General features: G+C 72.0%; 18 protein-coding genes and 1 other RNA gene. 9 read left to right on the forward strand and 10 right to left on the reverse strand.

All coding sequences use genetic code 11. From position 1 onward, the window contains the following. Nucleotides 1–12: 12 nt before the first annotated feature. Nucleotides 13–1,137 carry a 6-phosphofructokinase gene (locus tag WMF42_RS30235; RefSeq protein ID WP_061612531.1) on the reverse strand — a complete coding sequence of 375 codons (1,125 nt, stop codon included), beginning with the start codon at nucleotides 1,135–1,137 and terminating at the stop codon, nucleotides 13–15. A gap of 321 nt (nucleotides 1,138–1,458) precedes the next feature. On the opposite strand from WMF42_RS30235, the gene WMF42_RS30240 reads away from it, so the two are divergent. After that, entirely contained in the window at nucleotides 1,459–2,697 is a 1,239-nt protein-coding gene (locus tag WMF42_RS30240; RefSeq protein WP_437686291.1) for a lysylphosphatidylglycerol synthase transmembrane domain-containing protein, read from the forward strand. Between the two features lie 59 nt (nucleotides 2,698–2,756). Here WMF42_RS30240 and WMF42_RS30245 read toward each other — a convergent pair whose 3' ends face one another. Further along, nucleotides 2,757–4,244 (reverse strand): Do family serine endopeptidase, encoded by a 1,488-nt coding sequence (locus WMF42_RS30245; RefSeq protein WP_437686292.1) that lies wholly within the window; start codon nucleotides 4,242–4,244, stop codon nucleotides 2,757–2,759. Between the two features lie 222 nt (nucleotides 4,245–4,466). Here WMF42_RS30245 and proC point away from each other — a divergent pair, with 222 nt between their 5' ends. Both proC and rnpB read left to right on the forward strand, forming a co-directional pair. Continuing rightward, the gene (gene proC, locus WMF42_RS30250; protein ID WP_061609349.1) at nucleotides 4,467–5,324 is read left to right on the forward strand and encodes a pyrroline-5-carboxylate reductase; all 858 of its coding nucleotides are present in this window, start codon (nucleotides 4,467–4,469) and stop codon (nucleotides 5,322–5,324) included. A gap of 562 nt (nucleotides 5,325–5,886) precedes the next feature. After that, an RNA gene (rnpB, locus tag WMF42_RS30255) (RNase P RNA component class A) lies at nucleotides 5,887–6,351 on the forward strand. Between the two features lie 66 nt (nucleotides 6,352–6,417). Here the strand turns inward: rnpB and WMF42_RS30260 are convergent. Further along, the gene (locus WMF42_RS30260) at nucleotides 6,418–7,269 is read right to left on the reverse strand and encodes a sigma-70 family RNA polymerase sigma factor (protein WP_061609350.1); all 852 of its coding nucleotides are present in this window, start codon (nucleotides 7,267–7,269) and stop codon (nucleotides 6,418–6,420) included. 424 nt (nucleotides 7,270–7,693) lie between these two features. Next, nucleotides 7,694–8,017, reverse strand: a complete 324-nt coding sequence (gene erpA / locus WMF42_RS30265) for an iron-sulfur cluster insertion protein ErpA (RefSeq protein ID WP_061609351.1) — start codon at nucleotides 8,015–8,017, stop codon at nucleotides 7,694–7,696. A gap of 494 nt (nucleotides 8,018–8,511) precedes the next feature. Here erpA and metH point away from each other — a divergent pair, with 494 nt between their 5' ends. Further along, a complete protein-coding gene (gene metH, locus WMF42_RS30270) occupies nucleotides 8,512–12,258 on the forward strand; it encodes a methionine synthase (RefSeq protein WP_437686293.1) in 3,747 nt (1,248 codons plus the stop codon). Between the two features lie 123 nt (nucleotides 12,259–12,381). Continuing rightward, the gene (locus tag WMF42_RS30275; protein ID WP_437686294.1) at nucleotides 12,382–13,188 is read left to right on the forward strand and encodes a class I SAM-dependent methyltransferase; all 807 of its coding nucleotides are present in this window, start codon (nucleotides 12,382–12,384) and stop codon (nucleotides 13,186–13,188) included. 16 nt (nucleotides 13,189–13,204) lie between these two features. Here WMF42_RS30275 and WMF42_RS30280 read toward each other — a convergent pair whose 3' ends face one another. From WMF42_RS30280 to WMF42_RS30290, 3 genes are all read right to left on the reverse strand, one after another. After that, a complete protein-coding gene (locus WMF42_RS30280) occupies nucleotides 13,205–13,924 on the reverse strand; it encodes a glutathione S-transferase family protein (protein ID WP_437686295.1) in 720 nt (239 codons plus the stop codon). Then, nucleotides 13,921–14,898, reverse strand: a complete 978-nt coding sequence (locus tag WMF42_RS30285; RefSeq protein ID WP_437686296.1) for a LysR family transcriptional regulator — start codon at nucleotides 14,896–14,898, stop codon at nucleotides 13,921–13,923. The genes WMF42_RS30280 and WMF42_RS30285 overlap by 4 nt, the downstream gene beginning before the upstream one ends. A 152-nt stretch (nucleotides 14,899–15,050) precedes the next feature. Continuing rightward, entirely contained in the window at nucleotides 15,051–15,869 is an 819-nt protein-coding gene (locus tag WMF42_RS30290) for a DUF3025 domain-containing protein (RefSeq protein WP_437686297.1), read from the reverse strand. A gap of 73 nt (nucleotides 15,870–15,942) precedes the next feature. Here WMF42_RS30290 and allB point away from each other — a divergent pair, with 73 nt between their 5' ends. Beyond that, nucleotides 15,943–17,298 carry an allantoinase AllB gene (gene allB / locus WMF42_RS30295; RefSeq protein ID WP_437686298.1) on the forward strand — a complete coding sequence of 452 codons (1,356 nt, stop codon included), beginning with the start codon at nucleotides 15,943–15,945 and terminating at the stop codon, nucleotides 17,296–17,298. After that, nucleotides 17,277–18,830, forward strand: a complete 1,554-nt coding sequence (locus WMF42_RS30300; protein WP_437686299.1) for an allantoicase — start codon at nucleotides 17,277–17,279, stop codon at nucleotides 18,828–18,830. Before allB ends, WMF42_RS30300 begins: the two co-directional genes overlap by 22 nt. A gap of 151 nt (nucleotides 18,831–18,981) precedes the next feature. On the opposite strand, the gene WMF42_RS30305 is transcribed toward WMF42_RS30300, so the two are convergent. Next, nucleotides 18,982–19,407 carry a CHRD domain-containing protein gene (locus WMF42_RS30305; protein WP_437686300.1) on the reverse strand — a complete coding sequence of 142 codons (426 nt, stop codon included), beginning with the start codon at nucleotides 19,405–19,407 and terminating at the stop codon, nucleotides 18,982–18,984. 252 nt (nucleotides 19,408–19,659) lie between these two features. On the opposite strand from WMF42_RS30305, the gene WMF42_RS30310 reads away from it, so the two are divergent. Continuing rightward, nucleotides 19,660–20,346, forward strand: a complete 687-nt coding sequence (locus WMF42_RS30310; RefSeq protein WP_061609360.1) for a TetR/AcrR family transcriptional regulator — start codon at nucleotides 19,660–19,662, stop codon at nucleotides 20,344–20,346. Between the two features lie 312 nt (nucleotides 20,347–20,658). On the opposite strand, the gene uraH is transcribed toward WMF42_RS30310, so the two are convergent. Continuing rightward, complete coding sequence (gene uraH, locus WMF42_RS30315; RefSeq protein ID WP_061609362.1) at nucleotides 20,659–21,000, reverse strand: hydroxyisourate hydrolase; 342 nt, start codon at nucleotides 20,998–21,000, stop codon at nucleotides 20,659–20,661. A 57-nt stretch (nucleotides 21,001–21,057) separates the two neighbouring features. Further along, nucleotides 21,058–22,509 (reverse strand): DUF6986 family protein, encoded by a 1,452-nt coding sequence (locus tag WMF42_RS30320; protein ID WP_437686301.1) that lies wholly within the window; start codon nucleotides 22,507–22,509, stop codon nucleotides 21,058–21,060. A gap of 214 nt (nucleotides 22,510–22,723) precedes the next feature. Between WMF42_RS30320 and WMF42_RS30325 the strand changes: the two genes are divergently transcribed. Then, complete coding sequence (locus WMF42_RS30325; RefSeq protein WP_437686302.1) at nucleotides 22,724–24,946, forward strand: alkaline phosphatase D family protein; 2,223 nt, start codon at nucleotides 22,724–22,726, stop codon at nucleotides 24,944–24,946. The last annotated feature ends 30 nt before the right edge of the window (nucleotides 24,947–24,976 follow it).

The following is a 24,976-nucleotide window of genomic DNA, read 5'->3' on the forward strand; positions in this document are numbered from 1 at the left end:
GCGCTCGCAGGGTCACCGCTCGGCGAAGTGGCCGGGCGGCTCGTCGCCGAAGCACAGGCCCATCTCGCGGGCCGTGACCACCGAGTCCGAGTCGAGCGGCACGGTCTTCGTCTTGCCGGCGACCTCGGCGAGGGGGACGAGCTCGATCCGGTTCGCGCGCAGCGCGACCATCCCGCTCCCGCAGCCCTCGACGAGGAAGCGCGTCGCCGCCGCGCCGAAGCGGAGCGCGAGCAAGCGGTCCGCCGTCGTCGGCCCGCCGCCCCGCTGCAGGTGGCCGAGCACCATGGAGCGCGCCTCCTTGCCGGTGCGGACCGCGAGCTCCTTCGCCACGCGCTCGGCCACGCCCCCGAGGACGGCGGTGCGGCGGAAGGCGTCGCCCGCGTCCTTGATGGTCAGCTCTCCGCCCTCGGAGCACGCCCCCTCCGCCGCGACCACGATGGAGAAGCGCCGGCCGCGAGACTCCCGGAGGCGGATCTTGTCGGCGATCGCGTCGTACCGGAACGGGATCTCCGGGATCAGGATCGCGTCGGCGCCGCCGGCGATCCCGGCGTTGAGCGCGATCCAGCCCGCGTGCCGCCCCATCACCTCGACGACCATGACCCGCTCGTGCGCCTCGGTCGTGGTGTGGAGCCGATCGAGCGCCTCGGTCGCGATGGAGACGGCCGTGTCGAAGCCGAACGTGACGTCCGTGCAGCAGACGTCGTTGTCGATCGTCTTCGGCACGCCGACGACGAGCGGCAACCCGCGCTGGAGGAGCTCGTACGCGATGCGCATCGAGCCGTCGCCGCCCACCGAGATGAGCGCGTCGAACCCGCGCTCGCGGAAGCGCCGTACGAGGTCGTCGGACCGATCCCGCGGCACGAGCCCGTGCTCGCCCGGCGTCGGGTAGTGGAACGGATCGCCGCGGTTCGCGGTGCCCAGGATGGTGCCGCCGAGGTGCGCGATGCCCCGGACGCGCTCGCGATCGAGCCGGATGAGCCCGTCCGGAGCGTCCTCGAGCAACCCGCGGTACCCCTGCCGGATGCCCCAGACCTCCCAGCCGCGCTCGAGCGCGGCGAGCGTGGCCGCACGGATGACAGCGTTGAGCCCGGGCGCGTCGCCTCCGCCGGTGCTGATAGCGATCTTGCGTGTCGCCATGAGGCGCGCAGCATTGCGAGCCCTCCTCGGCGACGCAATAGACATCTCCTCGCCGCGGGCTCTAAAGGCGCGGAAGCGCGCGGCCCCGCGCTGCGCGTCGACGAACAGCGGCCCGCGCTGCGCGCCGGATCGGAGCGACGCATCGCGAGAGAGCGCCGCCGCGAAGCGACCTTCGCACTCGGCCGCAGGACGCGCGCGCGTCCTGCGGCCGGGGCCGCCCCGGGGGCGTCTCGCTCCGGAGGGCTGCCGGCGTTACGGTCACGCGCGCCGCCGCGGGGTATAGGGGCATGCGCTGCGGTCACCCCGTCCGCGCGCCCGTGTATGAACCGCGCCACCCTGATCCGAGGCATCCAGCTCATCGTCACGCTGACGCTCGCGTCGTTCGCGTACGTGCTCTACAGCGAGATCCACGACAAGCAGGCGAGCCTCGCCGCCGGGCTCGCGCACGTGCGGCCGGGCTGGCTGCTCGTCGGCGCCGCGCTGGCGCTGCAGGAGGGCGTGTTCGGGGGGCTCAGGATCTGGGTCCTCGGGCGCGTGCTCTGGCCCGGGCTCCGCGTCCGCACGGCGATCACCTCGGAGTTCGTGCTGATGTTCTGCGCCGGCGTGACCCCCGGGCAGGCCGGCGCGGCGCCCTCGCAGGCCGCGGTGCTCGTGCACGGCGGCATGCGGCTGGTCGACATGGCCACGGCCTCGCTGCTCGCCGCCTCGTGCACGGTCCTTTTCTTCCTGCTCTCCGCCGTGGCCATCTTCGCGCTGCGGCAGGGCGGGATGCTGGTCTTGCAGGGGGGCCAGCAGATCGAGTGGCTGCTCCTGTTCACTGTCGTCATGTTCGGCGCCGGGCTTGTCGCGCTGATCGCCGCGGCGGCGTACCCGCCGCTCCTCAAGGCGATCGTCCGCGCGCTCTCGGTGCCGCTCGGAAGGCTCCTGCGCGCCGTCCTGCTGGTCGCCCGGCGCGTGCCCCGGCTGCGCGCCCGCGCCGACGCCGCGCTCGCCGCGCCCGGCAGCACGACAGCGCGCCTGCTGCGGAGCGTGGACGAGTTCCACCGGGGCTTCCGCATCTACATGCGCCGGGGCAAGCGCGCCTACGCCGCCGCGCTGCTGCTCACGTTCGGCTTCTTCTACTCGCGGTTCGCCGTCGCCTACTTCATCCTGCTCGGGCTCGGCATCCCGACCTCACCCTCGACCTTCGTCTCGGTGGGCCCGCCGATCTTCCAGGTGATCCTGGTCCAGACGCTGCTCAATTTCGCGCTCTACATGACCCCGACGCCCGGCGCGAGCGGCGTCGCCGAGCTCGGCTCGAACGCGCTCATGTCGCCCTGGGTGCAGGGCGCGTTCGTGGTGCCGTACGTCGTGCTCTGGCGGGTGCTCGCCCTGTTCCTCTGCATGTTCGTCGGCGGCGTCTACGTCTTCCGCTACCTCGGCGCCGACGTGCTCGAGGAGCGCGTGAAGCAGACGGAGGCGGAGAAGCGCGCGCTCGAGGAGGCGGCGCGCGCGGCCGAGGCGGCGCGCGCGGCCGAGGGCGCGGAGGAGGCCGCCGGCGGGCGGCGGGGCGTGGGCTGAAGCGGGAGCGCCGGCGCGCGCCGGCCGCGCGGGACCGGCGGCGCAGCGCGGGGGCTGGATCAGCGGGCGGGGAGGGGCACGGCGGCGAACTGGACGACCTTGCCGCGCCGCACCTTGAGGAGCGCGACCGACCCGTCCTTGACCTTGGCGATGGCCGCGCGGAGGCCGGCCACGTCCTTGACCGGGGCGCCGTTGATCTCGAGGATCACGTCGCCCACCTGGATCTCCTGCACGTTGATGCCCGGCGCGAACCCGTCGACCCGCACCCCGCCGCCGGCCGCGTCGGAGACCTGGATGCCGAGCTTCTCGGCGCTCTGCTGTCGATCGGGCCGGGCGCCCTGCGTCGGCCGCGGGCGGCTCGCCGCGTCGCCCTCCTCGTCCTGGAGCGCGTCCAGCCTGGCCACGACCTCGTGCCGCTTCTCGGCGCGCACGACGGTCACCTTGATCTCGGAGCCGGGCGCGTTGCGCGCGACGTTGCGCCGCAGCTCCTCGGCGTGGACGATCGGGACGCCGTTGACCTCGACGATCACGTCGCCCGCCTTGATGCCGGCGCGCGCGGCGGCGCCGCCCGGCTCGAGCTCGGCGACGAGGGCGCCCCGCGGCGAGTCCAGCTTGAGCGCCGCGGCGAGGTCGCGCGTGACGGGCTGGAACAGCAGGCCGAGCTTGCCGCGCTCGACGAACCCCTTCTCGCGGAGCTGCGGGAGCACGTCCTTCAGCGCGTCGATCGGGATCGCGAACCCGATGCCGTTCGCGCCCGCGCGGATCGCTGTGTTGATGCCCACGACCTCGCCCCGCCAGTTGAACAGCGGCCCGCCGCTGTTGCCCGGGTTGATCGAGGCGTCGGTCTGGATGAAGTCGTCGTAGGGCCCCGCGCCGATCGCCCGCGCCTTCGCGCTCACGATGCCGAGCGTGACCGTGTGGCCGAGCCCGAACGGGTTGCCGACCGCGAGCACGTGCTCGCCGACCCGGAGCTGCTCGCTCGTCCCGAGCGGCGCCACGGGCAAGCCGCTCGCCCCCTTCAGGCGCAGGAGCGCGAGGTCGAGCTTGGGATCGCGGCCGACGACCTCGGCCTCGAACTCCCGCTCGTCGGCGAGCCGGACGCGGACGCCGGACGCCTCGTGAATGACGTGCTCGTTCGTCACCACGTAGCCGCTCGGGTCGATGATGAAGCCGGTTCCGAGCGCGGTCTGCGTGGGTCGCGGACCGCCGCGCGGGGCGCCGCGGCCGCCCTGGGGGCCGAAGAAGAACTCGAAGGGATCGAGCCCCTCGCGGCCCGAGGACTCATGGGTCGTCGTGATGTTGACGACCATGGGCCTGACCCGCTCGGAGAGCGCGGCGACGTCGAAGGTGGCCGGCACCGGCGCCGGCGCCGGCGGGAGCGTGACGGTCGACACGGGCGGCGCCGCGTCGGACGCCGCGACGGCCGCGGCCTGGGTGGAGGGAGGCGTGGCGTGAGCCTGTTGACCGCACCCGCCGAGCGAGAGCGCCGCCATCGAGAGCAGCGCGAGGACCGAAGCGCGGGAGCGAGAGGAAACCGCTTGAATCATGGAATCTCCGTCGGGCATTCGAAGGGGTCCCGTACTTGCGTCGGCGAACAGGGGACGCACGGCGTTCATTCCGCCGCAGAAATAACGTCAACCCGCCCGCTGACAAGGTCGGGTGGCGCCGCGCGCCGTCCCTGGCGGCGCGACCGCCGGCGACGGCGCCCGTCGAGATTTGAGCCGCGGGCTCGGCAGGGCTGCTAGGGTGCGCGCTCCTGGAGGCGAGCGATGCAGAGCGACGAGGGCCGATTGCGAGAGCGCAAGATCGGGTTTCTTGGCGGTGGGAACATGGCAGAGGCGCTCATCCGAGGCCTGCTCCAGGGGGGCGCCGTGGGCGCGGGGCAGATCCGGGCGAGCGATCTCAAGGGCCAGCGGCTCGCGTTTCTACACGAGCGCTACGGCATCGAGACAACCGAGGACAACGACGCGCTCTGCCGGTGGGCTGACGTCCTGGTCATCGCCGTCAAGCCGCAGATCGTCGATCGCATCCTCGCCCCCATCTCGGCGGGGCTCGGCGGCAACGACGTCGTCATCTCGATCGCGGCCGGCGTGCCGATCGACGCCCTCGAGGCGCGCCTGCCGCAAGGCGCGCGCGTCATCCGCAGCATGCCGAACACCGCCGCCATCGCGCTCGCCGGCGCCACGGCGATCGCGGCCGGGAGCCACGCGACGAGCGACGACGTCGAGATCGCGCGGATCCTGTTCCAGGCGGTCGGCCGCGTTGTCGTGCTCGACGAGTCGCTGCTCGACGCGGTGACCGGCCTCTCGGGCAGCGGCCCCGCCTACGTCATGCTGATGATCGAGGCGCTCGCCGACGGCGGCGTGAAGGTCGGCCTCGGCCGGGACGCCGCGCTGCTGCTCGCGGCGCAGACGGTGTACGGCGCCGCCAAGCTCCAGCTCGAGACAGGCGAGCACCCCGGCCGCCTGAAGGACATGGTGACGAGCCCCGGCGGTACGGCGATCGCCGGCCTCCACACGCTGGAGGCCGGCGGCCTCCGGCGCACGCTCATCGACGCTGTCGAGGCCGCGTCCAATCGCTCCGCCGAGCTGGGCGCCCAGATGGCGCAGAAGCTCCGCCGTACCTGACGCGAAGAGCGCACCACGCCAGAGGCGCGCCCTCGCCGGGCGTCGAGGACCGCGCCGTCGGATCCGGCGGGGCTGTCTGCGCCCCTACCAGGTGACATGAGCCGACCCGGCGTATGGCACGAAGTCGGTACGCCGGCCTGACGCGGAGGGAAGGAGTGCCCCTCCGCGGTGATGTCGAGTTCCCGGAGCAGCGCCGCCATCTTGCGCTCTGGTTCTGCTCGACTTCCCATCGAGCGCATCACGCGCAGCACCGACATCGAGGAGCGGAGCGCTGTCGCGCGGATCCGCCAGGACGGACAGGGGCGCCTCGCGACGCGCCCGGGGCGTGGCCGGGCGAATTGCCCCAGATGTCACAGAACGCCCCGAGAGAGAGCGACCGGTCCAGCGCAATGAGCCGGCGCGGCCGGCGGGATGTCTCCACCCGGCCGCCGTCTCCGCGGGCCCAGCGTCGCCCCCTGGCGCCGAGCACCGCCAGGCCCGCCCAGCGGCTCCAGCAGCGCCGGCCCCGGCGCCACGCGCAGGTGTTGGCGATCGGCCTGCGCTTCGCTATGTTCGCCGCGTCGCAGCGGGACAGGCGATCGCCGGCGGCCGGGGAAACCCGGGCGCGGGAGGAAAGTCCGAGCTCCGCAGGGCAGGGTGCCGGGTAACGCCCGGTGAGAGCGATCTCGAGGAAAGTGCCACAGAGAACAGACCGCCGCGCCGCGCGCCTCGCGAGGGCGAGGAGCCCCCTGCCCGCAAGGGCAGCGCTCCGAGCCGCCGCCGGCGCGCCGCGCGGCAAGGGTGAAACGGCGGGGTAAGAGCCCACCGCGCCCTTGGCAACAAGGGCGGCACGGCAAACCCCACCTGGAGCAAGGCCGCGTAGGGAGGCGTCCACGACGGCGACAGCCGTCGCGGCAAGGGCTGCCCGCCCCAGGCCTCCGGGTTGGCTGCTTGAGGCGCGCGGCGACGCGCGTCCTAGAGGAATGATCGCCGGCGCGAGGGGGGCGACCCCCCGCGCAACAGAACTCGGCTTACGTCCCCTGCGACCACGGAGCCCCGCCCCGGCGGGGCTCCGTGCTTTTGTGCTCGACGAGCGCTCACGTGTGGCAAGGCGCTACGCGGCCAGCGGCTGGAGCCGGTCGCGCAGCTTCTTCTTGGCGCGCGCCTCGAGCTGCCGAGCCCGCTCGCGCGATACGCCCAGGCGACGCCCGATCTCGGCGAGCGAGAGCTCTTCCTCCGGGTCCGCCATCATCCGGGTCTCGACGATGTACCGCTCGCGCGGGTCGAGGTTCTCCACCGCCTGCGTGAGCCGCTCGCGGAGCAGCGCCCCCTCCTCCGCGCGCGAGAAGCGCTCCTCCTGGTCCTGGTCGTCCGCCGGCAGGGTGTCGACAAGCGACCGGGCGCCGTCCTCGAACACCTTGGTGTCGAGCGAGACGTCCCGGGCTTCCAGCCGGTGGGCCATCTCCAGCACCTTCTCCGCGGGCGCGCCGAACTTCTCGGCCAGCAGGCGATCGCCCTCCTCCCCCTCGCCGACGAGGCCGGCGATACGTGCCCGCTCCCGGCGGAGCCGGAAGAACATCTTCGAGCGGAGCGGGCCCGAGCCCACGCCCACCAGGCTCCAGGAGTGGATGACGTGGTTCAGGATGTACGCCCGGATCCAGTAGGCCGCGTAGGTCACGAAGCGATTTCCGCGATCGGGGTCGTACTTGCGGATCGCATGGACGATCCCGAAGTTCCCCTCGGCGATGAGGTCGGAGAGAGGGATTCCGTAACGCCGGTAGCTGATCGCGATCGAGACAACATGCCTCAGGTTCGCGAGCGCGAGCGCGGCCGCGGCCTGCTCGTCGCCGTGGTCCCGCCACCGTCGAGCGAGCTCGACCTCTTCCTCGCGCGACAGCTCCGGGATCTGCCGAACATGCGTGATGTAGCGCGAAACCGCGCTGGCCTGATCTCGGGACGTTTGCACAGGGTTTCCTTCGAGGTCCGACGACCCCGGTTCGATTGATGAGGCCGGCCTGCGCCGGGCCTCGACTCCTGCTCTCGAGGCCGCCTTGCGGCGGACCTCGATCGCGTTGATCGCTCCGCCGGCACTTGCCGACGGCGCGGTTGGTTCGAGATTCAGAAGGGAGCAGCCCACCAAGGCTGCGATGCAGTTGGCATGCCGCCCCGGGCGGGCAGCTTGTGCACCATGGCGCGAACCCCTGGCGCACGACGGCTCCGGCTCGCCCGCGCGAGCACGGAAGCAAAGAGGATGCGCCAGAGAGTCGGGAAGGTCTGGATGCTCCGGGCGGAAGCGCTCAGGCTGCCCGTGTGCATCTCACGTCACCCGCTCCGGCGAGGGCCGGAGCGAGCCAGGACGGAAGCGAGGTTCCGGGGAGGAGCGAGCCGGATCAGACGGAGAACGACGAGCCGCAACCGCAGGTGCTCTTCACCGTCGGGTTGCTGAACTTGAAGCCCGAGCCGTGGAGGCCTTCCACGTAGTCAATCTCGGTCCCGTCGAGGTACTGGAAGCTCAACGGGTCGATGTAGAGCTTGATTCCACGGTCCTCGAACTCCTCATCGAACTCGGTGGGCTTGTCCTCGAAGTAGAGGTCGTACGAGAAGCCTGCGCATCCGCCTCCCACGACGCGCAAGCGCAACCCCTGCCCCAGCAGCTCCTCCGCTGTCGCGATCTCCATCACCTTCTCGGCTGCCTTCTCTGTGATCGTGATCATCCTGAATCTCCTCTGCGTGCTTTGTCCGGCGGGGGACGGCGGGTTCTTTCCCGAAGGGCGCTCGCCCCGCGGGTCGAAGGTCGACCCTGCGTGAGCCCGGCCGGCCGTGCCCTGGGGTGGGGTGCTCAGGGCTAGCCAAAGATACGCACCTCCAGCGATATCCGCCAGTGCCTCAGCCGCCACGGCGTCCGGCAAGGCCCGGATCAGCGGTCCGGCGTGGCGAAGGCCCGGGTCGGGCGCGGCCAGGCCACCGGCCCGGCGCGACGAGGCCGCCCGATCCGCTCGCCCCCGCGTGGAGCAGCCGCCCCTTGCCCGGCCGACGCCAGTGCTTGACGCGCGGGAGCGGGACCGCCAGTCTCCAATCCTACCATCCGGATTGAGAGATATATTTGCCGCTCGCCGGGGTGGACCCGGATCGCGCAGCCCGCCCCGCAGGACGGCGGCTCCGCGGCCGGAGCCCCCACGGGCAAGAGGCACAGGAGACGAGCAGAGCCATGAACGGAAGCGAACGCCCCGCGCGCATCGAAGAGATCCTCGACACCCGGATCCTGTGCCTCGACGGGGCGATGGGCACGATGATCCAGCGCTACCGCCTGGGCGAGGCCGACTACCGCGGCGAGCGCTTCCGCGACCACGCGATCGACCTCAAGGGCAACAGCGATCTGCTCGTGCTGACGAGGCCGGACGTCATCGCCGAGATCCACGGCGCGTACCTCGAGGCGGGCGCCGACATCATCGAGACGAACACCTTCACCGGCACCTCGATCGCCCAGGCCGACTACCGCCTGGAGTCGCTCGCCTACGAGATCAACCTGACCGCGGCGCAGATCGCGCGGAAGGCGGCCGACGCGTGGACGGCGCGCACGCACGACAAGCCGCGCTTCGTGGCGGGGTCGATCGGGCCGACGCCGAAGACGCTCTCGATCTCGCCGAGCGTGAACGACCCGTCGTTCCGCGCTGTCACGTTCGACGAGCTGGCGCGGGCGTTCGCCGAGCAGGTGCGCGGGCTCGTCGACGGGGGGGTCGACGTGCTCCTCGCCGAGACGTTCCTCGACACGCTCAACCTGAAGGCGTGCCTCGTCGCGATCGAGGAGGTCTTCGCGGAGAAGGGGCGGCGCCTGCCGATCATGCTCAGCGTGACGATCACCGACAGGAGCGGCAGGACGCTCGCAGGCCAGACGATCGACGCGTTCTGGACGAGCGTGGAGCACGCGAGCCCGCTCAGCGTGGGCCTCAACTGCGCCCTCGGCGCGAGCGACATGCGGCCCTACCTCGTGGACCTCGCGAAGCTCGCGCGGGCGCGGGTGAGCTGCTACCCGAACGCGGGCCTGCCCAACGCGTTCGGCGAGTACGACGAGCTCCCGGAGACAACGTCGCGGCTGCTCGCGGAGTTCGCGGAGGGCGGGCTCGTGAACATCGTCGGCGGCTGCTGCGGGACGACGCCGGACCACATCCGCGCGATCGCCCGGGCGACGGCGAGGCTCAGGCCGCGGCAGGTGCCCGCCGAGCGCGACGGCTTCGGGCGCTTCAGCGGCCTGGAGACGCTCGTCATCCGGCCCGACACGAACTTCCTGATGATCGGCGAGCGGACGAACGTGACGGGCTCGGCCCGGTTCATGGAGCTCATCAAGAGGGGCGACTTCACGACCGCGCTGGAGGTGGCGCTCGATCAGGTGCGCGGCGGGGCGAACATCCTCGACGTCAACATGGACGAGGGCATGCTCGACTCCGAGCAGGCGATGACGACGTTCCTGAACCTCATCGCCACCGAGCCCGAGATCGCCCGCATCCCGATCATGGTCGACAGCTCGAAGTGGTCGGTCATCGAGGCGGGGCTCAAGTGCATCCAGGGCAAGGGGATCGTCAACTCGATCAGCCTCAAGGAGGGGCCGGAGGACTTCCTCAAGAAGGCGCGCACCGTCCGGCGCTACGGGGCGGGCGTCGTTGTGATGGCGTTCGACGAGGTCGGCCAGGCCGAGACGGTGGAGCGGAAGGTCTCGATCTGCCAGCGCGCCTACGAGCTCCTCACCGAGGAGGTCGGCTTCGACGCGCAGGACATCATCTTCGACCCGAACATCCTCGCGATCGCGACAGGCATCGAGGAGCACAACGAGTTTGCCAGGAACTTCATCGAGGCGACGCGGATCATCAAGGCGACCTGCCCGGGGGCGCGCGTGAGCGGCGGCGTGTCGAACCTGTCGTTCTCGTTCCGCGGGAACAACGTCGTCCGCGAGGCGATGCACTCGGCCTTCCTCTACCACGCGATCCGCGCCGGCATGGACATGGGCATCGTGAACGCGGGGCAGCTCGCGGTCTACGAGGACATCCCGAAGGACCTGCTCGAGCGGGTCGAGGACGTCATCTTCAACCGGCGCCCGGACGCGACCGAGCGGCTCGTCGAGTTCGCCGAGCAGGTGAAGGGCAAGGGGAAGAAGAAGGAGCTCGACCTCGCCTGGCGCGAGGGCCCGGTCGAGGCGCGGCTGTCGCACGCGCTCGTGAAGGGGCTCGTCGACTTCATCGAGGCGGACGTGGAGGAGGCGCGGAAGAAGTACGACAAGCCGCTCTCCATCATCGAGGGGCCGCTGATGGACGGGATGAAGATCGTCGGCGAGCTGTTCGGCGCCGGGAAGATGTTCCTCCCGCAGGTGGTGAAGAGCGCCCGGGTGATGAAGCGGGCGGTCGCGTACCTCATGCCGTTCATGGAGGCCGAGAGGGCCGCGGGCGCCTCGTCGTCGCACGGGAAGGTCGTGATGGCGACCGTGAAGGGCGACGTCCACGACATCGGCAAGAACATCGTGGGCGTGGTGCTCGGGTGCAACAACTACGAGGTGATCGACCTCGGCGTGATGGTGCCCCAGGACAGGATCCTGGAGACCGCGCTGAGCGAGAAGGCCGACATGATCGGGCTGAGCGGCCTCATCACGCCGTCGCTCGACGAGATGGTCAGCGTGGCGCGCGAGATGGAGCGGCGTGGCGTCCGGCTGCCGCTGCTCATCGGCGGGGCGACGACGAGCCGGCAGCACACGGCCGTGAAGATCGCGCCGGAGTTCAGCGGCACGGTGGTGCACGTGCTCGACGCGTCGCGGGCCGTGGGCGTCGTGTCGAGCCTGCTCGACGAGGCGAACCGGGAGACCTTCGACGCGCAGAACCGGGCGGAGCAGGCCAAGCTGCGCGAGCTCTTCGCGAGGAAGCGGGCGAAGCCGCTGGTGACGCTCGCCGCGGCGGACGAGGGGCGGCTCAAGATCGCGTGGCGGCCCGAGGACATCGCGACGCCGGCGTTCACGGGGCGGCGCGTGGTGGACGACGTCCCGCTCTCGGAGATCGCGAGGTACATCGACTGGACGTTCTTCTTCACCGCCTGGGAGCTCCGGGGGCCGTTCCCGCAGATCCTGGAGCACCCGCAGTACGGCGAGGCGGCGCGCGAGCTGTTCGACAACGCGCAGAAGGTGCTGCAGCGGATCATCGATGGCGCCATGATCCAAGCGCGGGGCGTCTACGGCTTCTGGCCGGCGAGCGGGGAGCAGCGGGACATCGTGCTCTACGAGGACGAGGCGCGCGCGCGCGAGCTCGTCCGGTTCAACATGCTGCGCCAGCAGCAGGTGAAGGCAGCCGGCGCGGGCGCCGCCGAGGAGGACGGCGAGAAGGCCGTGGGCGGCGAGCGGCCGTACCTGTCGCTCGCCGACTTCGTGGCGCCGCGGGAGAGCGGGCTCGCCGATCACGTCGGGGCGTTCGCGGCGACGGCCGGGCTCGGGCTCGATGAGGTGGTGCGCGCGTACGAGAAGGACAGGGACGACTACAGCGCGATCATCGCGAAGGCGCTCGCGGACCGGCTCGCGGAGGCGTTCGCGGAGCTGCTCCACGCGCGGGCGCGCAGGGACTGGGGATACGGCGCGGGAGAGGCGCTGACCCACGAGGAGCTCATCGAGGAGAAGTACCGCGGGATCCGGCCGGCGTTCGGGTATCCGGCGTGCCCGGATCACACAGAGAAGCCCAAGCTGTTCTCGCTGCTCGACGCGCCCTCGGTCGGCATCGAGCTGACCGAGACCCACGCGATGATGCCGGCGGCGAGCGTCAGCGGCATCTACCTGGCGCACCCGCAGGCGCGGTATTTCATGGTGGGGCGCCTCGGCAGGGATCAGGTAGCGGAGTACGCCAAGCGCAAGGGGATGGCGGTCGAGGAGGTGGAACGGTGGCTGTCGCCGAACCTGGGATACGACCCGAAGGCGGCTGCCCCCCAGTGAGCGCCGCCGTGCTGAGTCGGCGATCGGGTGAATGAGGTGATGAGCCCGGGGGCGCGCGGCCCCCGGGCGCGGGCGGCGGCGCTGGCGCAGACAGCGCGGCGGGCGCCGTGATAGGGTGGCGGCATGGCCGAAGCCGACTGGTTCGCGCTGAACCGCGCCGCGTGGAACGAGCGCACCCGGGTACATCTGGCCTCGAAGTTCTATGATCTGGCCTCGTTCCGGGCCGGCGCGAGCTCGCTCAAGACCATCGAGCTCGATCAGGTCGGCGACGTGCGCGACAAGACGCTTTTGCACCTGCAATGCCACTTCGGGCAGGACACGCTCTCCTGGGCGCGCCTCGGCGCGCGCGTCACCGGGCTGGACCTCTCCGACGAGGCCATCAAGGCCGCGCGCGCGCTCGCCGAGGAGCTCTCGCTCGACGCGCGCTTCGTCGAGGCGAATACCTACGATGCCCCCGCGGCGCTCGGCGGGGAGACGTTCGATATCGTCTTCACCTCGTACGGCGTCCTCGGGTGGCTCCCGGACATGGCGCGCTGGGCGCGCGCGGCCGCCGCGTGCCTGAAGCCGGGGGGCGTCCTGCACCTCATCGAGTTCCACCCCGTCGTGTGGATCTTCGACGACACGTTCGAGCGCGTCGCCTATGCGTACGACGGGCAGGGCGAGCCGATCCACACCGAGCAGACGGGCACGTACGCCGACCGCGACGCGCCCGTGTCGCTCCAGGAGGTCGGCTTCAACCACGGGATCGGGACGGTGGTGACGGCGCTGCTCGACGCGGGCCTCACGCTGGAGCGGCTCCGCGAGCTCGACTGGTCGCCTTACGACATCTTCCCGGACATGGAGGAAGGTCCGCCGGGGCAGTTCCGCATGAAGAGGTTCGGGCGCCGCCTGCCGCTCGTCTACGCGCTCTCGGCGCGGCGGCCGCCCTGAGGGGAGCGCCGCTCGCTCAGGGCGCCGCGGCGCTCCCCGGCGCGCCGCCGGCCGCCTTCGTGTACGAGCTGCCGGCCGGCGCGGTGATGTGCGGGTTCCTGGCGACCTCCTCCGCGGCCGCCGCGGCCCAGCGCGCCATCGCGGGGAGCGAGGTGATCGTGGCCGCGTACGCCCGCGCGACCTCGTCGATCTCGACGTCGTACGAGAGCAGGCGCGTCACGACGGGCGCGAACATCGCATCCGCGATCGAGAAGGCGCCGAACAGGAACGGCCCGCCCTGACCGAACCGGGCGCGGCAGTCGCCGAAGATCCCGAGGACGCGGGCGATGTCGCGGGCAGCGCCGTCCGAGACGTCGCGCCGCGGGTGCCGCCGCGCGATGTCCATCGGCAGCTCGCGGCGCAGGTCGGAGAAGCCCGAGTGCATCTCGCTGCTGACCGCGCGCGCGACGGCGCGGGACTCCCGCCCTTCGGGCCACAGCCGCGCTCCGGGGAAGACCTCGGCCACGTACTCGCAGATGGCGAGCGACTCCCACACGACGAGCTCGCCGTGGCGCAGGACAGGCACCTTGCGCGTCGGCGAGCGCTGGGCCACCCGGTCGACCCAGTCGGGGAGCTCGTACGGGATCACGTGCTCCTCGAACGGCACGCCCGCGTGGGACATCGCGAGCCACGGCCGGAGCGACCAGGACGAGAGGTTCTTGCTGCCGATATACAGGTGAAGCGGGGCGGTGGTCATCGTTTCGTCTCCTTGGTTCGTCGGAGCTTGCGGGGCGTGACCCGGGCGCGCCCGTCCTCGATCGGGCCGCTCGGAGGCTGCGGGGGGCGGGCGTCGCCGCCGAGGAGCGCGCGCTCCTCGGCCAGCACGCGCGCGATCGCGTCCAGCACCGCGCGCACGCGGGGGGTGTGCTGGAGGTCGCGGTGCACGGTCAGCCAGACGGCGCGGCGGGGCTCGTCCGGCAGGGCGACGCGCGCGAGGTCCGGCTCGAGATCGCCGATGAAGCACGGCAGGAGCGCGACGCCGATCCCGGCGCGCGCGGCGCCGAGCATGCACGCGGTGCTGTTGCTGCGGAAGACGCAGGGGCCGCCGGCGGCCATGCGCTCGAACCAGACGTGCTCCGGCGGCATGGCGCCGGGCGCCTCGATGCCGATGCGCGCGTGCGCCGGGAGATCGGCCGCGGTGGGCGCGCCGCGCCGCTCGACGTACGCGCGCGCGGCGTAGACAGCCCAGCCGACGACGCCCACCTTGCGGACCACGAGGCCGCCCTCGGCCGAGCGGAAGAAGCGGACCGCGATGTCCGCCTCCCGCCGGGAGAGATCGAGCGCGCGGATCGCCGTCACCAGCTCGACCGAGATCCCCGGGTGCGCCGCGTGGAGCGCGCCCAGCCGGGGCGCGAGGAAGCGGCTGCCGAACGCCTCGGCGACCGTGACGCGCACGGCGCCCGTGAGGCGCTGATCGCGCCCGAGGCTGCCGCGCTCGATGCCGAGGATCGCCTCCTCGACCCGCGCGACGTCGGGGATCAGGCTCAGGCCCTCGCTGGTGAGCGCGTAGCCCGAGGGCGACCGCACGAACAGCCGGACGCCGAGCGACGCCTCGAGCGCCTCGACCCGGCGGCCCACCGTCGTGTGATCGACGCCGAGCGCGCGGCCAGCGCCGGCGAGGGAGCCCGCCCGGGAGAGGGCGAGGAGATACCGCAGGTCGTCCCAGCTCATCACGATGCGATTCTCCCGGCCACGCCGCGCGAGCATGCGCCGCCCGCAGCGTACCGGGGAGGCGGCAAATGCGCGCGCCGGCTGTGCGAAAATGCACAGCACCGCTGCGCACCGGCGCGCTGGCCGCCTCCCCTACCCCGCCGCGGCGCCGCTCACCTGCACAGGGCGCGCTCGTCGAGCGGGAGACGCGCGCTGCGCTCGGGGTGCGCGAAGGTGCCCGGCGACCGCAGCGCCTCGCAGAGGCGCGCGTCGGCCAGCGCGACGAGCGCGTCCGGCGCCTCGGGCAGCGGGGCCTCGCACGGGATCGGCTGCACCATGGCGTGGACCGGCGGGCCGCGCTGGAGGAGGCTCTCGTAGAGCGCGTGGCCGAAGACGAGCGCCGCGGCGTCGCCGCGCTGCACGGCGTCCCGCGCCTCGTCGGCGAAGCGGCGCAGGTCGGAGGCGTCGGCGAGCGGCGCGCGGCGCGCGTCGTAAAGCAGCAGGAGCCCGCCCTCGTCGAGCAGCGCGAGCCCGTCCAGCTCGCGCGTGCGCGCGGGAGGGAGCGCCTCCGCGCCGGGCTCGAGGCGCGCGGCGATCGCGCGGTGCTGGCGGGCGTGGAGCTCCGCTTTGGCGCGCGGGAACGCGGCCCACACGAGCATGTTGAGGAAGTCGTGCCAGTTGCTCGGCCGCGTGGGCACGCGCCCCTCGACGTGGATGCGCGCGTCGTACAGCGCCGCAGGGTCCACGGGCGCGCGTCGCCTGCGCCGCCGCGGACGCGGCGCCTGCTCGGCGAAGCGCACGGGGAAGCCGTCGCCGAGCGCCCGGTTGTAGTCCTCGACGGGCGGCCAGGCGGCGCACCCCGCGAACACCTCGGCCCGGGGACGGATGGGCCAGTAGAGCCGGCTCTTCTCGTAGAAGAGCGGGTCCCAGGGAACGGGGCTGCTCCCGGGCGCGCCGCCCTGGCGCGGCGCAGCTCGATCAGCGGCGCTCACGCGAGCACAGTAGGAGCTGGGCGGCGGGAGCTCAAGCCTGGCATCCCGGCGCCGTGGTACCTTCGAGGCCCTGATGACGCCGGACCTCATCGTTCGCGGGTTGCGGGTGGTCACCGGGGGCGCCGTGCGACCGGCCTCGGTGCACATCCAGGGCGGCACGATCGTCGACGTCGCCGGCCATGACGAGGTGCCGGAGGGCTGTCCCGTCGTGGACGCGCAGGGCGCTGTGGTGATGCCCGGGCTTGTCGACGCGCACGTGCACATCAACGAGCCTGGGCGGACCGAGTGGGAGGGGTTCGAGACGGCGACGCGCGCCGCGGCCGCGGGCGGCGTCACGTCGCTCGTCGACATGCCGCTCAACAGCATCCCGCCCACGACCACCGTCGCGAACCTCGAGGAAAAGGCGCGCGCGGCGGAGGGCCGGTGCCTCGTCGACGTGGGCTTCTGGGGCGGCGCCGTCCCGGGCAACGCGGGAGAGCTGATTCCGCTGCTCGAGGCCGGCGCGCTCGGGTTCAAGTGCTTCATGGTCGACTCGGGCGTGGCGGAGTTCGGCCACGTCGCCGAGGCGGACCTGCGGGCGGCGCTCGAGGTGCTCGCGGGCACGGGGGCGCCGCTGCTCGTGCACGCCGAGCTCCCCGGCCCGATCGACGCGGCGCGCGCGGCGCTCGCCGGCCTCGATCCGCGGACGTACGCCGCCTACCTGCGCTCGCGGCCGCGCGAGGCGGAGGACCAGGCGATCGCCCTGCTCGCGTCGCTCTGCCAGGCGACGGGCGCGGCGGCGCACGTGGTCCACCTCTCGTCGGCGACGGCCCTCGGCATCCTGCGGCGGGCGCGCGACGGCGGCGCCGCGCTGTCCGCCGAGACGACGCCGCACTACCTGCACTTCGCCGCGGAGGAGATCCCGGACGGCGCGACGCCGTTCAAGTGCGCCCCGCCGATCCGGGAGCGCGAGAACCGCGAGGAGCTCTGGGCCGCGCTGCAGGGCGGGCTCATCGATCTCGTTGTCTCCGATCACTCCCCGTGCACCCCCGAGCTCAAGCGGCTGGAGGCCGGCGACTTCGACGCGGCCTGGGGCGGGATCTCGAGCCTGCAGCTCGGCCTGTCGATCGTCTGGACCGACGCCCGGCGCCGGGGCATCCCGCTCGAGCGGCTCGGGGCGTGGCTGTGCCGGGGGCCGGCGCGGCTCGCCGGGCTGCGCCGCAAGGGGGAGATCCAGAGAGGGTTCGACGCGGATCTCGTGATCTGGGATCCCGAGGCGACCTTCCGGGTGGAGCCGCCGCTCATCCAGCACCGGCACAAGGTGACGCCGTACGCCGGGGAGGAGCTGCACGGCGTCGTTCAGGCCACGTACCTCCGCGGCGAGAAGGTCTACGAGCGCGGGGGCTTCGCCAGGGAGGCGAGAGGGAGATGGTTGAAGCGAGAGGCGTGACAGGGGCGGCGTTCGCGGGGGCGCTCGACCTGGCGTCGGAGCGCCTGGGCGGCGCTGTGCTCGCGGCCAACGACGAGTTCTTCGCGCCGAAGGAGAACCTGCTCAGGGCGTCGAAGCCGGTGTTCCTCGAGCACGAGTACACCGATCGCGGCAAATGGATGGACGGCTGGGAGACGCGCAGGCGACGGACTCCCGGGTTCGACTGGTGCCTCGTCCGGCTGGGGATCCCCGGGATCCTCCGCGGGGTCGTCGTCGATACGGCGTTCTTCCGGGGCAATTACCCGGAGCACTGCTCGATCGAGGCGTGCGCCGCGCGGCCCGACGCGCGGGTCGACGAGCTGCTCGATCCGGGGACGCACTGGGTCGAGGTCCTGCCGCGCTCGCCGCTCGCGGGCGACGCGCAGAACGCGTTCGCGGTGAGCTGCTCGTCGCGGTTCACGCACCTTCGCCTGAACATCTATCCGGACGGCGGGGTGGCGCGGCTCCGCGTGTACGGCGACGCCGTCCCCGACTGGCGGCGGCTCGATCGCCCTGGCGCGGAGATCGACCTTGCGGCCGCGGAGAACGGGGCGAGCGTGCTGTCGTGCAGCGACATGTTCTTCGGGGTTCGCCACAACCTGATCATGCCCGGCCGGGCGGCGAACATGGGAGACGGCTGGGAGACGCGCCGCCGGCGCGGGCCCGGGTACGACTGGGCGCTCGTGGCGCTCGCGGCGCAGGGGGAGATCAGCCGGATCGAGGTCGACACGAACCATTTCAAGGGCAATTACCCCGACACCTGCATGATCGAGGGGATCGACGCGGCGGGGCGCGCGGCGGAGGAGCTCGCCGGGGCGAGCGCGTGGCGGGAGATCGTGCCGCGGACGAAGCTGCAGGCGCACACGCGTCACCTCTTCGAAGAAGAGCTCCGCGCGGCGGGGCCGTTCACGCACGTCCGCCTGAACATCTATCCGGACGGCGGCGTGAGCCGGCTCCGCATCCTCGGGAGGGCGACCCGGAGCGGGGCGGCGGTGCAGCGGCTCCGCTGGCTCAACGCGCTCACGGAGCTGGAGGCGGCGGCGGAGCTCCGCGCGGCGTGCGGGTCGCCCGCGTGGTCGTCGCAGATGGCGGCGGCGCGGCCGTTCCGCGACGAGGAGCACCTGCTGGCGGCGGCGGCGCAGGGGTTCGCGCGGCTCGGACCGGAGGACTGGCTGGAGGCGTTCCGCGCGCACCCGCGCATCGGGGAGACCAGGGCGCAGGCGGATGCGGCGGAGACGAGCGCGGCGGCGAGGCGCTTCTCGAGCCAGGAGCAGGCGGGGATGAGCGCGGCGGCGCACGAGACGCGGGAGGAGATGGCGCTGTACAACCGCCTTTACGACGAGAAGTTCGGGTTCATCTACATCGTGTGCGCCACGGGCAAGAGCGCGGACGAGATGCTCACGATGCTGCGGGAGCGGATCGAGCACACGCCGGAGGAGGAGCTGGGCATCGCCGCGGAGGAGCAGCGGAAGATCACGGAGATCCGGCTGAAGAAGCTCCTCTGGGGGGGCTAGCCCCGCCCGCCAGGAGTCCGGCCAGAGATCAGGAGAGAGAGTTCAACGCCAAGGCGCAAAGACGCCAGGGCGCAAAAAAGACAATTACCATGCATCTTTGCGCCTTGGCGCCTTTGCGTCGAGCTCTCTCCTCATCGCCGAATAGTCTATCTCACCGGGAGAGCTGGCCTCGCAGCGCGCCTTCGGGGAAATCCGCGGTGCGGACGGCGACATAATACATCGCCGGATCGGCGAGCAACGCCCTGAGGTCGTCGCGAGGCGCGGGCACGCAGCCGCTGGAGCTGCCGCCCGTCGGGGGCATCAGCGTGATGAAGCCCCGGCCCGCGCGGCCGGCGGGGCCCTCGTGAACGCGCGCCGCGATCGCCGGGGAGATGCCGGTCACGACCAGGTCGAAGCAGACCTCGCCGCGGGCGAGATCGAGGGCGAGACGGGCCGCCCCGCTCCCGTTCGGATCGCCGGGACCGGGCACTTCGTCCCGCCCGCTCAGCGCCGCTGTGAGCGGGCGGACCGGGCGCTCGGGCAACGCCGCGCCTGCAAGCGTCGTCGCGAGGAGGACGGCGCCCAGAGCGGACATCATGAGATGCTGCATGTCTCCCTCCTGCACATCCCGGGGATGCACAACGCGAGAGCGCCACGAGAGCAAAGACGACGCCGACAGCCGCACCGCAAGAAACGCCCCGCGCGACAGGCGATGACGCGCGGCGGCGCACCGACGACGCGCACGGGACGAAGGCGCCAGGAACGCCGCCCGCGCGACGTATGGAGCAGAGTCGCCGCTTCTGCCGAGATTGAACCCGGATCGGCAGGAGCGTAAAGTACCCGCCCGCTCATGATCTCGACACGAAAGCCGTCCCGCGCCGCGACGTCCCGGCGCGGCGAGGGCAAGCCGCCCCGGCAGCGGCTCGACGTCGACGCTCGGCGCGCGCAGCTGCTCGCGCTGGGGCTCGAGCTCTTCAGCCAGCGAGCCTACGACGACGTCGCCATCGACGAGGTGGCGCAGGCCGCGGGCATCTCGAAAGGGCTCCTCTACCATTACTTTCCGACCAAGCGCGAGTTCTACATCGCCGTCCTGCGCGAAGCGGCGCGCGAGCTCGTCGAGCGGTCGCTGGACGTCGACGATGTGCCGGTGCCCGAGCGCCTGCGCACCGGGCTCGACGCCTACCTGGCCTATGTCGAGCGACAGGGGATCTCCTATGCGGCCGTCTTCCGGGGCGGCATCGGCTCGGACGCCGAGGTGCTGGCGATCATCGAGGAGACGCGCAGCCGCTTCCTCGACAAGCTGCTCGCCGAGACGCCGGTGGCCGAGCGACCTCCGGCGCTCCGGGTAGCCCTCCGCGGGTGGATCGGGTTCGTGGAGGCGACCAGCCTCGACTGGGTCGAGCGCCACGAGCTCGACCGGACGTCGCTGCGTGATCTGCTCGCCGATCTGCTGCCGGAGGTGGTGAGGCTCGCCATGATGCACGCGGGCGGACAGGGCGCTGTCGCGGCCGGCGCCACGGCAGAGACGCCGGCGTGAGCGCGCCCGGTCCGTCGCGGCCGGCTCAGGGTTGACGACGAGTCCGCCTTCTGCCAGGAGACGAGCGCGCGAGACGCGCAGAGAGCACCGCGGAGGCACCCGATGAGCACAGACAACCCGAAGACCGAAGACAACTTGACCGTACCCAAGCTCATCGCGATTGCAGCCACGACGCTCGTCGTGGCCTTCTCGGTCATCTACCTCATCTCCCCCTGAACGGCGCCCCCACGGCGCCGGCCGCAGGAAGCTCTCGCTGCGCGCCAACGACGAGCCGGTCACGCGGCCCGGAGACGCGTCCGCGCTGGCGCGCCCTCAACTGCCGCGGTACGTGGTGTAGCCGTAAGGGCTGAGCAGCAGTGGAATGTGGTGGTGCTGCGCCGGGTCCCGGATCTCGAAGAGGATCGACACGGTGGGATAGAAGCTCTCGGAGCCGAGCGCCGCGAAGTAGACGCCGGTGTGAAAGGTGAGCCGGTACGTGCCCTGGACAGGCCGCGCGCCCTGCGGGAGCAAGCCTCTCTGCCGGCCGTCGTCGTCGGTCGTGCCGCGGCCGATCTCCCGGTAACCGCCGCCGTCGCCGACCTCCAGCACCACCAGCACGCCGCTCGCCGGGCGGCCCCGCGACGTGTCCAGCACGTGCGTCGTGATCGCGCTCATCGGTCCTCCCCGCTGCTCGGGCATCCCCGCGATGCCTTCCTCTCCCGGTCGCTCATATCACGCGCTCCGGCGCGCCACGATGGCCTGGAAGGAGCGGGCCCTGAGCTCGTCCGGCGCGAGGCCGGTCCGCTCCGCCGCCTCGCCCTCCGTCATCGCGCCCGCGCTGACCGCGCGCAGGAAGAAGTTCAGGAGCCCCTGCCCCGTCGCGGCGTCGTCGAACACCGTCCCGACGACGGTCGCCCGGGCGGCCCGCTCGATGAAGCTCCGCAGCCGCTCGGCTGTCGCGTCGACGCCCTCGAGGAAGAAGGCATAGACAGCGGCGTAGCGCGCCGGGAGCTCCGCCGGGTGGAGGTCCCATCCCTGGTAGTAGCCGCTCTCGAGCGCGCGCCGGACATGCCCGTACTTGAGCCGCCATGCGCCCACCACCGCGCGGCGGTTGTCATCCATCTGCTGCTGTGTGAGCGGCCCGCCGCCGGGCCGCGCGCGGTGCGGGCCGACGGGCAGGATGTTGCTCGCGCCGTCGGACAGCCAGAGACCCGAGCCGGCCAGCGCGACCTGCATCACGTGTCTCGCGACGTCGCACGCCGGGTGGTCGAGGCGCTGGTGAGCCGCCGTGATGTCGCAGCTCGCCGTGTAATCGTAAGCACCGAAGTGCGCCGCGACGCACCGGCCGCGGGCCGCCTCGACAAGGCCGGGCAAGGCGATCTCGCCGCGGGGGCCGAAGAGCGAGGCGGTTGTCTCGACCATCAGCTCGATCCGGATCGTGCCGCCGGAGAGCCCGAGCGCGCGCTCGAGCGCGTCGAGGGCGTCGGCCAGCGCGGAGACCTGCTCGGGCGCGACGACCTTCGGCAGCGTCACGGCGAAGGCGGGCGGGAGCGCGCCGCCCGACGCGGCGACCAGCGTGGTGAGGAAGATGTCGAGCGTGCGGAGGCTCCGCTCGGCGCACGCCTCGCCCAGCGACTTGACCCGGATCCCGAGGAACGGCGGCAGGCCGCCCGCGGCCATGCCGAGCGCGACCTCGCGCGCCGCCGCCGCGGCGTGCGCGTCCTCCTCGTGGCCGGGGCGCACGCCATATCCATCCTCGAAATCGATGCGCAGGTCCTCCACGGGCTCGCGGCCGAGCTTGTCGAGCACGCGCGCGTGCACCGCGTGCGCGAGCCGCGCCGGCGCGGCGACGCGGCCCGCCGGGGCCTCGCCGGCGCCGAGCGCGGCCGCGAGGGCGGCGGCCTCGGCGCGCCCCTCCGGGAGCTCGTCCGCCCCCGGCAGGCCGAGCGCGCGCGCGAAGGCGGCGAAGTCGGGCGCGTGCTCCGCGAGGGCGGCGAGCGCCACCGCCCCGAGCTTCCGCGCGGTGTCGGCCTTGAACAGGTGGGCGCCGCCGTAGACTGTGTGGACCGGCTGGCGCGCGGCCGCCGCGCCGCGCGCGCCGGCGCGGTCGAACGCAGGATGCCCGGTGCGGAGGCGCGATAGCGCGCCGCGCAGCGCTTCAGGGGAGAGGCTTGTCTGGAACATGGTGTGCCTTCGGCAGGTCGGGCGCCCACGAGATGCCGCCTGACTCGGCACGTCAAGTAGCGCTCGCGCTGCCCGCGAGGCGGCGGCATGCTGCCACCCGCGCCACCCGAGCGAGCGCGACGAGCGCCCGGGCGGCGGCGCGGCAGGCGGCCCCGGCGCACGCCGTTGCGTGCGCAGCGCCCGGGGTGTATCCGTCATTGGAGGACTTCAATCGATGATGAGACGCCGAGACTTTCTTCGCGCCACCCTGGTGACCGCTGGCTCGGTGGTCGTGCCGACTGCCTGCTCCGAGGAAGACGGGTTGCCCGGCGCCTGCGACGTGAACGAGGACGACTCGTTCTTCCCCCAGTCGGTGGCCTCCGGAGACCCGAGGCCCGACAGCGTGGTGCTGTGGACCCGGGTCGTCGACGGCGGCCACAAGACGGATCTCGCCGTGGCGCTCGTCGTCGCGCTCGATGAGGCGTTCACCCAGCTCGTCGAGCTCAAGCTGGGCTCCAGCAACGTGGCCGTGGCGGGGTCGGGCAGCACGCGGGCGTCCGTGTCGGCCCGGGCGGAGCTCGATTACTGCGTCAAGGTCAAGGTGAGCGGCCTGAGCCCCGGGACCACCTATTACTACCGGTTCTACTACACGACGGGAGAGGGCTGCTTCAGCTCGCGGGTCGGGCGGACGCGGACGGCGCCGGCGCCCGACGCGGACGTGCCGGTGCGCTTCGCCTTCGTGTCGTGTCAGGACTACGTCGGTCGCTACTACAACGCCTATGCAGCCCTGGCGAATCAGCAGATCGATTTCGTCGTCCACCTCGGTGACTACATCTATGAGACGACGGGCGACCCGAGCTTCCAGACGCCCTCCGAGCAGCGCAAGGTCGCCCTCTCCGACGTGAACGGCGCCCTCACCCTGACGTCGGCGGAGGGCGTCGCGTACCACGCCGCCAGATCGCTGAACAACTACCGGGAGCTCTACAAGACGTACAGGAGCGACCGGGCGCTGCAGCGGTTGCACGAGCGCTTTCCCATGATCGTCGTCTGGGACGATCACGAGTTCTCCGACGACTGCCACGGCGCGACTGCCACCTATTCCAACGGCCGGGAGCCGGAGACCGACGTGGACCGGCGCAAGGCGGCGAATCAGGCCTGGTTCGAGTACATGCCGGTCGATTACCCGGCGGGCGACGACTTCCGCTACAGCAAGGCGGCCAAGTACCCGGAGGACATCACCATTTACCGGGACTTCACCTTCGGGAAGCACGTCCACCTCGTGATGACGGATCTCCGCTCGTACCGGGCGGATCACCTGATCCCGGAGGACGCCTTCCCGGGGAAGATCGCCGTGAACCAGGCGTGGCTCGTCGCTCAGTTCGGAACCACGCCCCCGTACGCGAGCCCGTACGACGACATCGACACCTTGGAGGAAGGCCGCCTAAGGGACCTGCTCGTGGAGAGCGCGCCCACGTTCGGCTTCGATCCGAGCTTCGGGTACGCGCAGAACGAGGGGCCCCGCCTCATCAGCGTCAACTTCATCAACGCTGTCGTGGCGAAGCTGAACGAGCAGCGGGAAGAGCCGTTGGAGCCCGTCGATGAGCGGCTGCTCCCCTACATGGATCGCGGCGTCTCCTACGCCGACGTCGGGAAGACCGACTATTTCAGCGCGTTCGGGTCGCGTTACCTCGTGATCAAGGACGCCTTCGACGCGCTGTCTCTGTCTACCGGGGACACCCCCGTCATGGGCGAAGCGCAGAAGGCGTGGTTCAAGAAGACAGTCATGGAGTCGAAGAGCACCTGGACTGTGTGGGGGAACGAGCACTGCCTCTCCCAGCTCGCCATCGACATCACGATGTCCACCACGGAGCCGCTCAATCGGCGCTTTTACCTGAGCTGCGACGGCTGGGACGGCTTTCGCGCGGAGCGGAACGAGATCATCGCGGCGCTCGCCGAGCGCGGTAACGCGGTGGCGATCACGGGCGATCTCCGCGCCTTCGTCGCAGGGACGCCGGCCGTGGACACCGCCCCCACGACGAAGATCGTGGAGTTCGTCGGCGCCGCGATCTCGTCGTCCACGCTCCGCTCGACGCTGCAGAAGCGGGTGGCGAGCCACCCGCTGCTGAAGGACGTCCCGAGCGCGGGGAACATCGCCAGCAACATCGAGAAGCACCTCGTCGGCGGCCCGACGAAGGTCAACCCGCACCTCGCCTTCTGCAAGGCCGACACCAACGGGTTCTGCATCGCCGAGGCGAACGCCGACGAGTTCGTGGTGACCATGTACCAGCTCCCCGAGAGCGCGCTCGCGGCGCCCCTGTACGAGGAGGCGGACATGGACGCGCTCGAAGAGCAGATCACGCTCGCGCGGTTCAAGACGATCAAGACGGCCGCGGGGGAGCCGTCAGAGCTGTACATGGAGGACGGGGACACCTGGACGAAGTGGAACCCGGGCGCGTGAGCTCGGACGAGTAGCCCGGCCCGCGCCGGT

It is taken from the genome of Sorangium sp. So ce176 (genome assembly GCF_051519835.1).
Lineage (GTDB): Bacteria > Myxococcota_A > Polyangia > Polyangiales > Polyangiaceae > Sorangium > Sorangium cellulosum_G.

What these genes read in the sequence shown, in the direction of transcription:
- proC (WP_061609349.1), top strand. Translation starts at nt 4,467, where the DNA reads ATGCAGAGCGACGAGGGCCGATTGCGAGAGCGCAAGATCGGGTTTCTT.
- WMF42_RS30280 (WP_437686295.1), bottom strand. Translation starts at nt 13,924, where the DNA reads ATGACCACCGCCCCGCTTCACCTGTATATCGGCAGCAAGAACCTCTCG.
- metH (WP_437686293.1), top strand. Translation starts at nt 8,512, where the DNA reads ATGAACGGAAGCGAACGCCCCGCGCGCATCGAAGAGATCCTCGACACC.
- WMF42_RS30300 (WP_437686299.1), top strand. Translation starts at nt 17,277, where the DNA reads ATGGTTGAAGCGAGAGGCGTGACAGGGGCGGCGTTCGCGGGGGCGCTC.
- WMF42_RS30310 (WP_061609360.1), top strand. Translation starts at nt 19,660, where the DNA reads ATGATCTCGACACGAAAGCCGTCCCGCGCCGCGACGTCCCGGCGCGGC.
- WMF42_RS30305 (WP_437686300.1), bottom strand. Translation starts at nt 19,407, where the DNA reads ATGATGTCCGCTCTGGGCGCCGTCCTCCTCGCGACGACGCTTGCAGGC.
- WMF42_RS30320 (WP_437686301.1), bottom strand. Translation starts at nt 22,509, where the DNA reads ATGTTCCAGACAAGCCTCTCCCCTGAAGCGCTGCGCGGCGCGCTATCG.
- uraH (WP_061609362.1), bottom strand. Translation starts at nt 21,000, where the DNA reads ATGAGCGCGATCACGACGCACGTGCTGGACACGTCGCGGGGCCGCCCG.
- WMF42_RS30240 (WP_437686291.1), top strand. Translation starts at nt 1,459, where the DNA reads ATGAACCGCGCCACCCTGATCCGAGGCATCCAGCTCATCGTCACGCTG.
- WMF42_RS30275 (WP_437686294.1), top strand. Translation starts at nt 12,382, where the DNA reads ATGGCCGAAGCCGACTGGTTCGCGCTGAACCGCGCCGCGTGGAACGAG.
- WMF42_RS30325 (WP_437686302.1), top strand. Translation starts at nt 22,724, where the DNA reads ATGATGAGACGCCGAGACTTTCTTCGCGCCACCCTGGTGACCGCTGGC.
- WMF42_RS30245 (WP_437686292.1), bottom strand. Translation starts at nt 4,244, where the DNA reads ATGATTCAAGCGGTTTCCTCTCGCTCCCGCGCTTCGGTCCTCGCGCTG.
- WMF42_RS30285 (WP_437686296.1), bottom strand. Translation starts at nt 14,898, where the DNA reads ATGAGCTGGGACGACCTGCGGTATCTCCTCGCCCTCTCCCGGGCGGGC.
- WMF42_RS30235 (WP_061612531.1), bottom strand. Translation starts at nt 1,137, where the DNA reads ATGGCGACACGCAAGATCGCTATCAGCACCGGCGGAGGCGACGCGCCC.
- erpA (WP_061609351.1), bottom strand. Translation starts at nt 8,017, where the DNA reads ATGATCACGATCACAGAGAAGGCAGCCGAGAAGGTGATGGAGATCGCG.
- allB (WP_437686298.1), top strand. Translation starts at nt 15,943, where the DNA reads ATGACGCCGGACCTCATCGTTCGCGGGTTGCGGGTGGTCACCGGGGGC.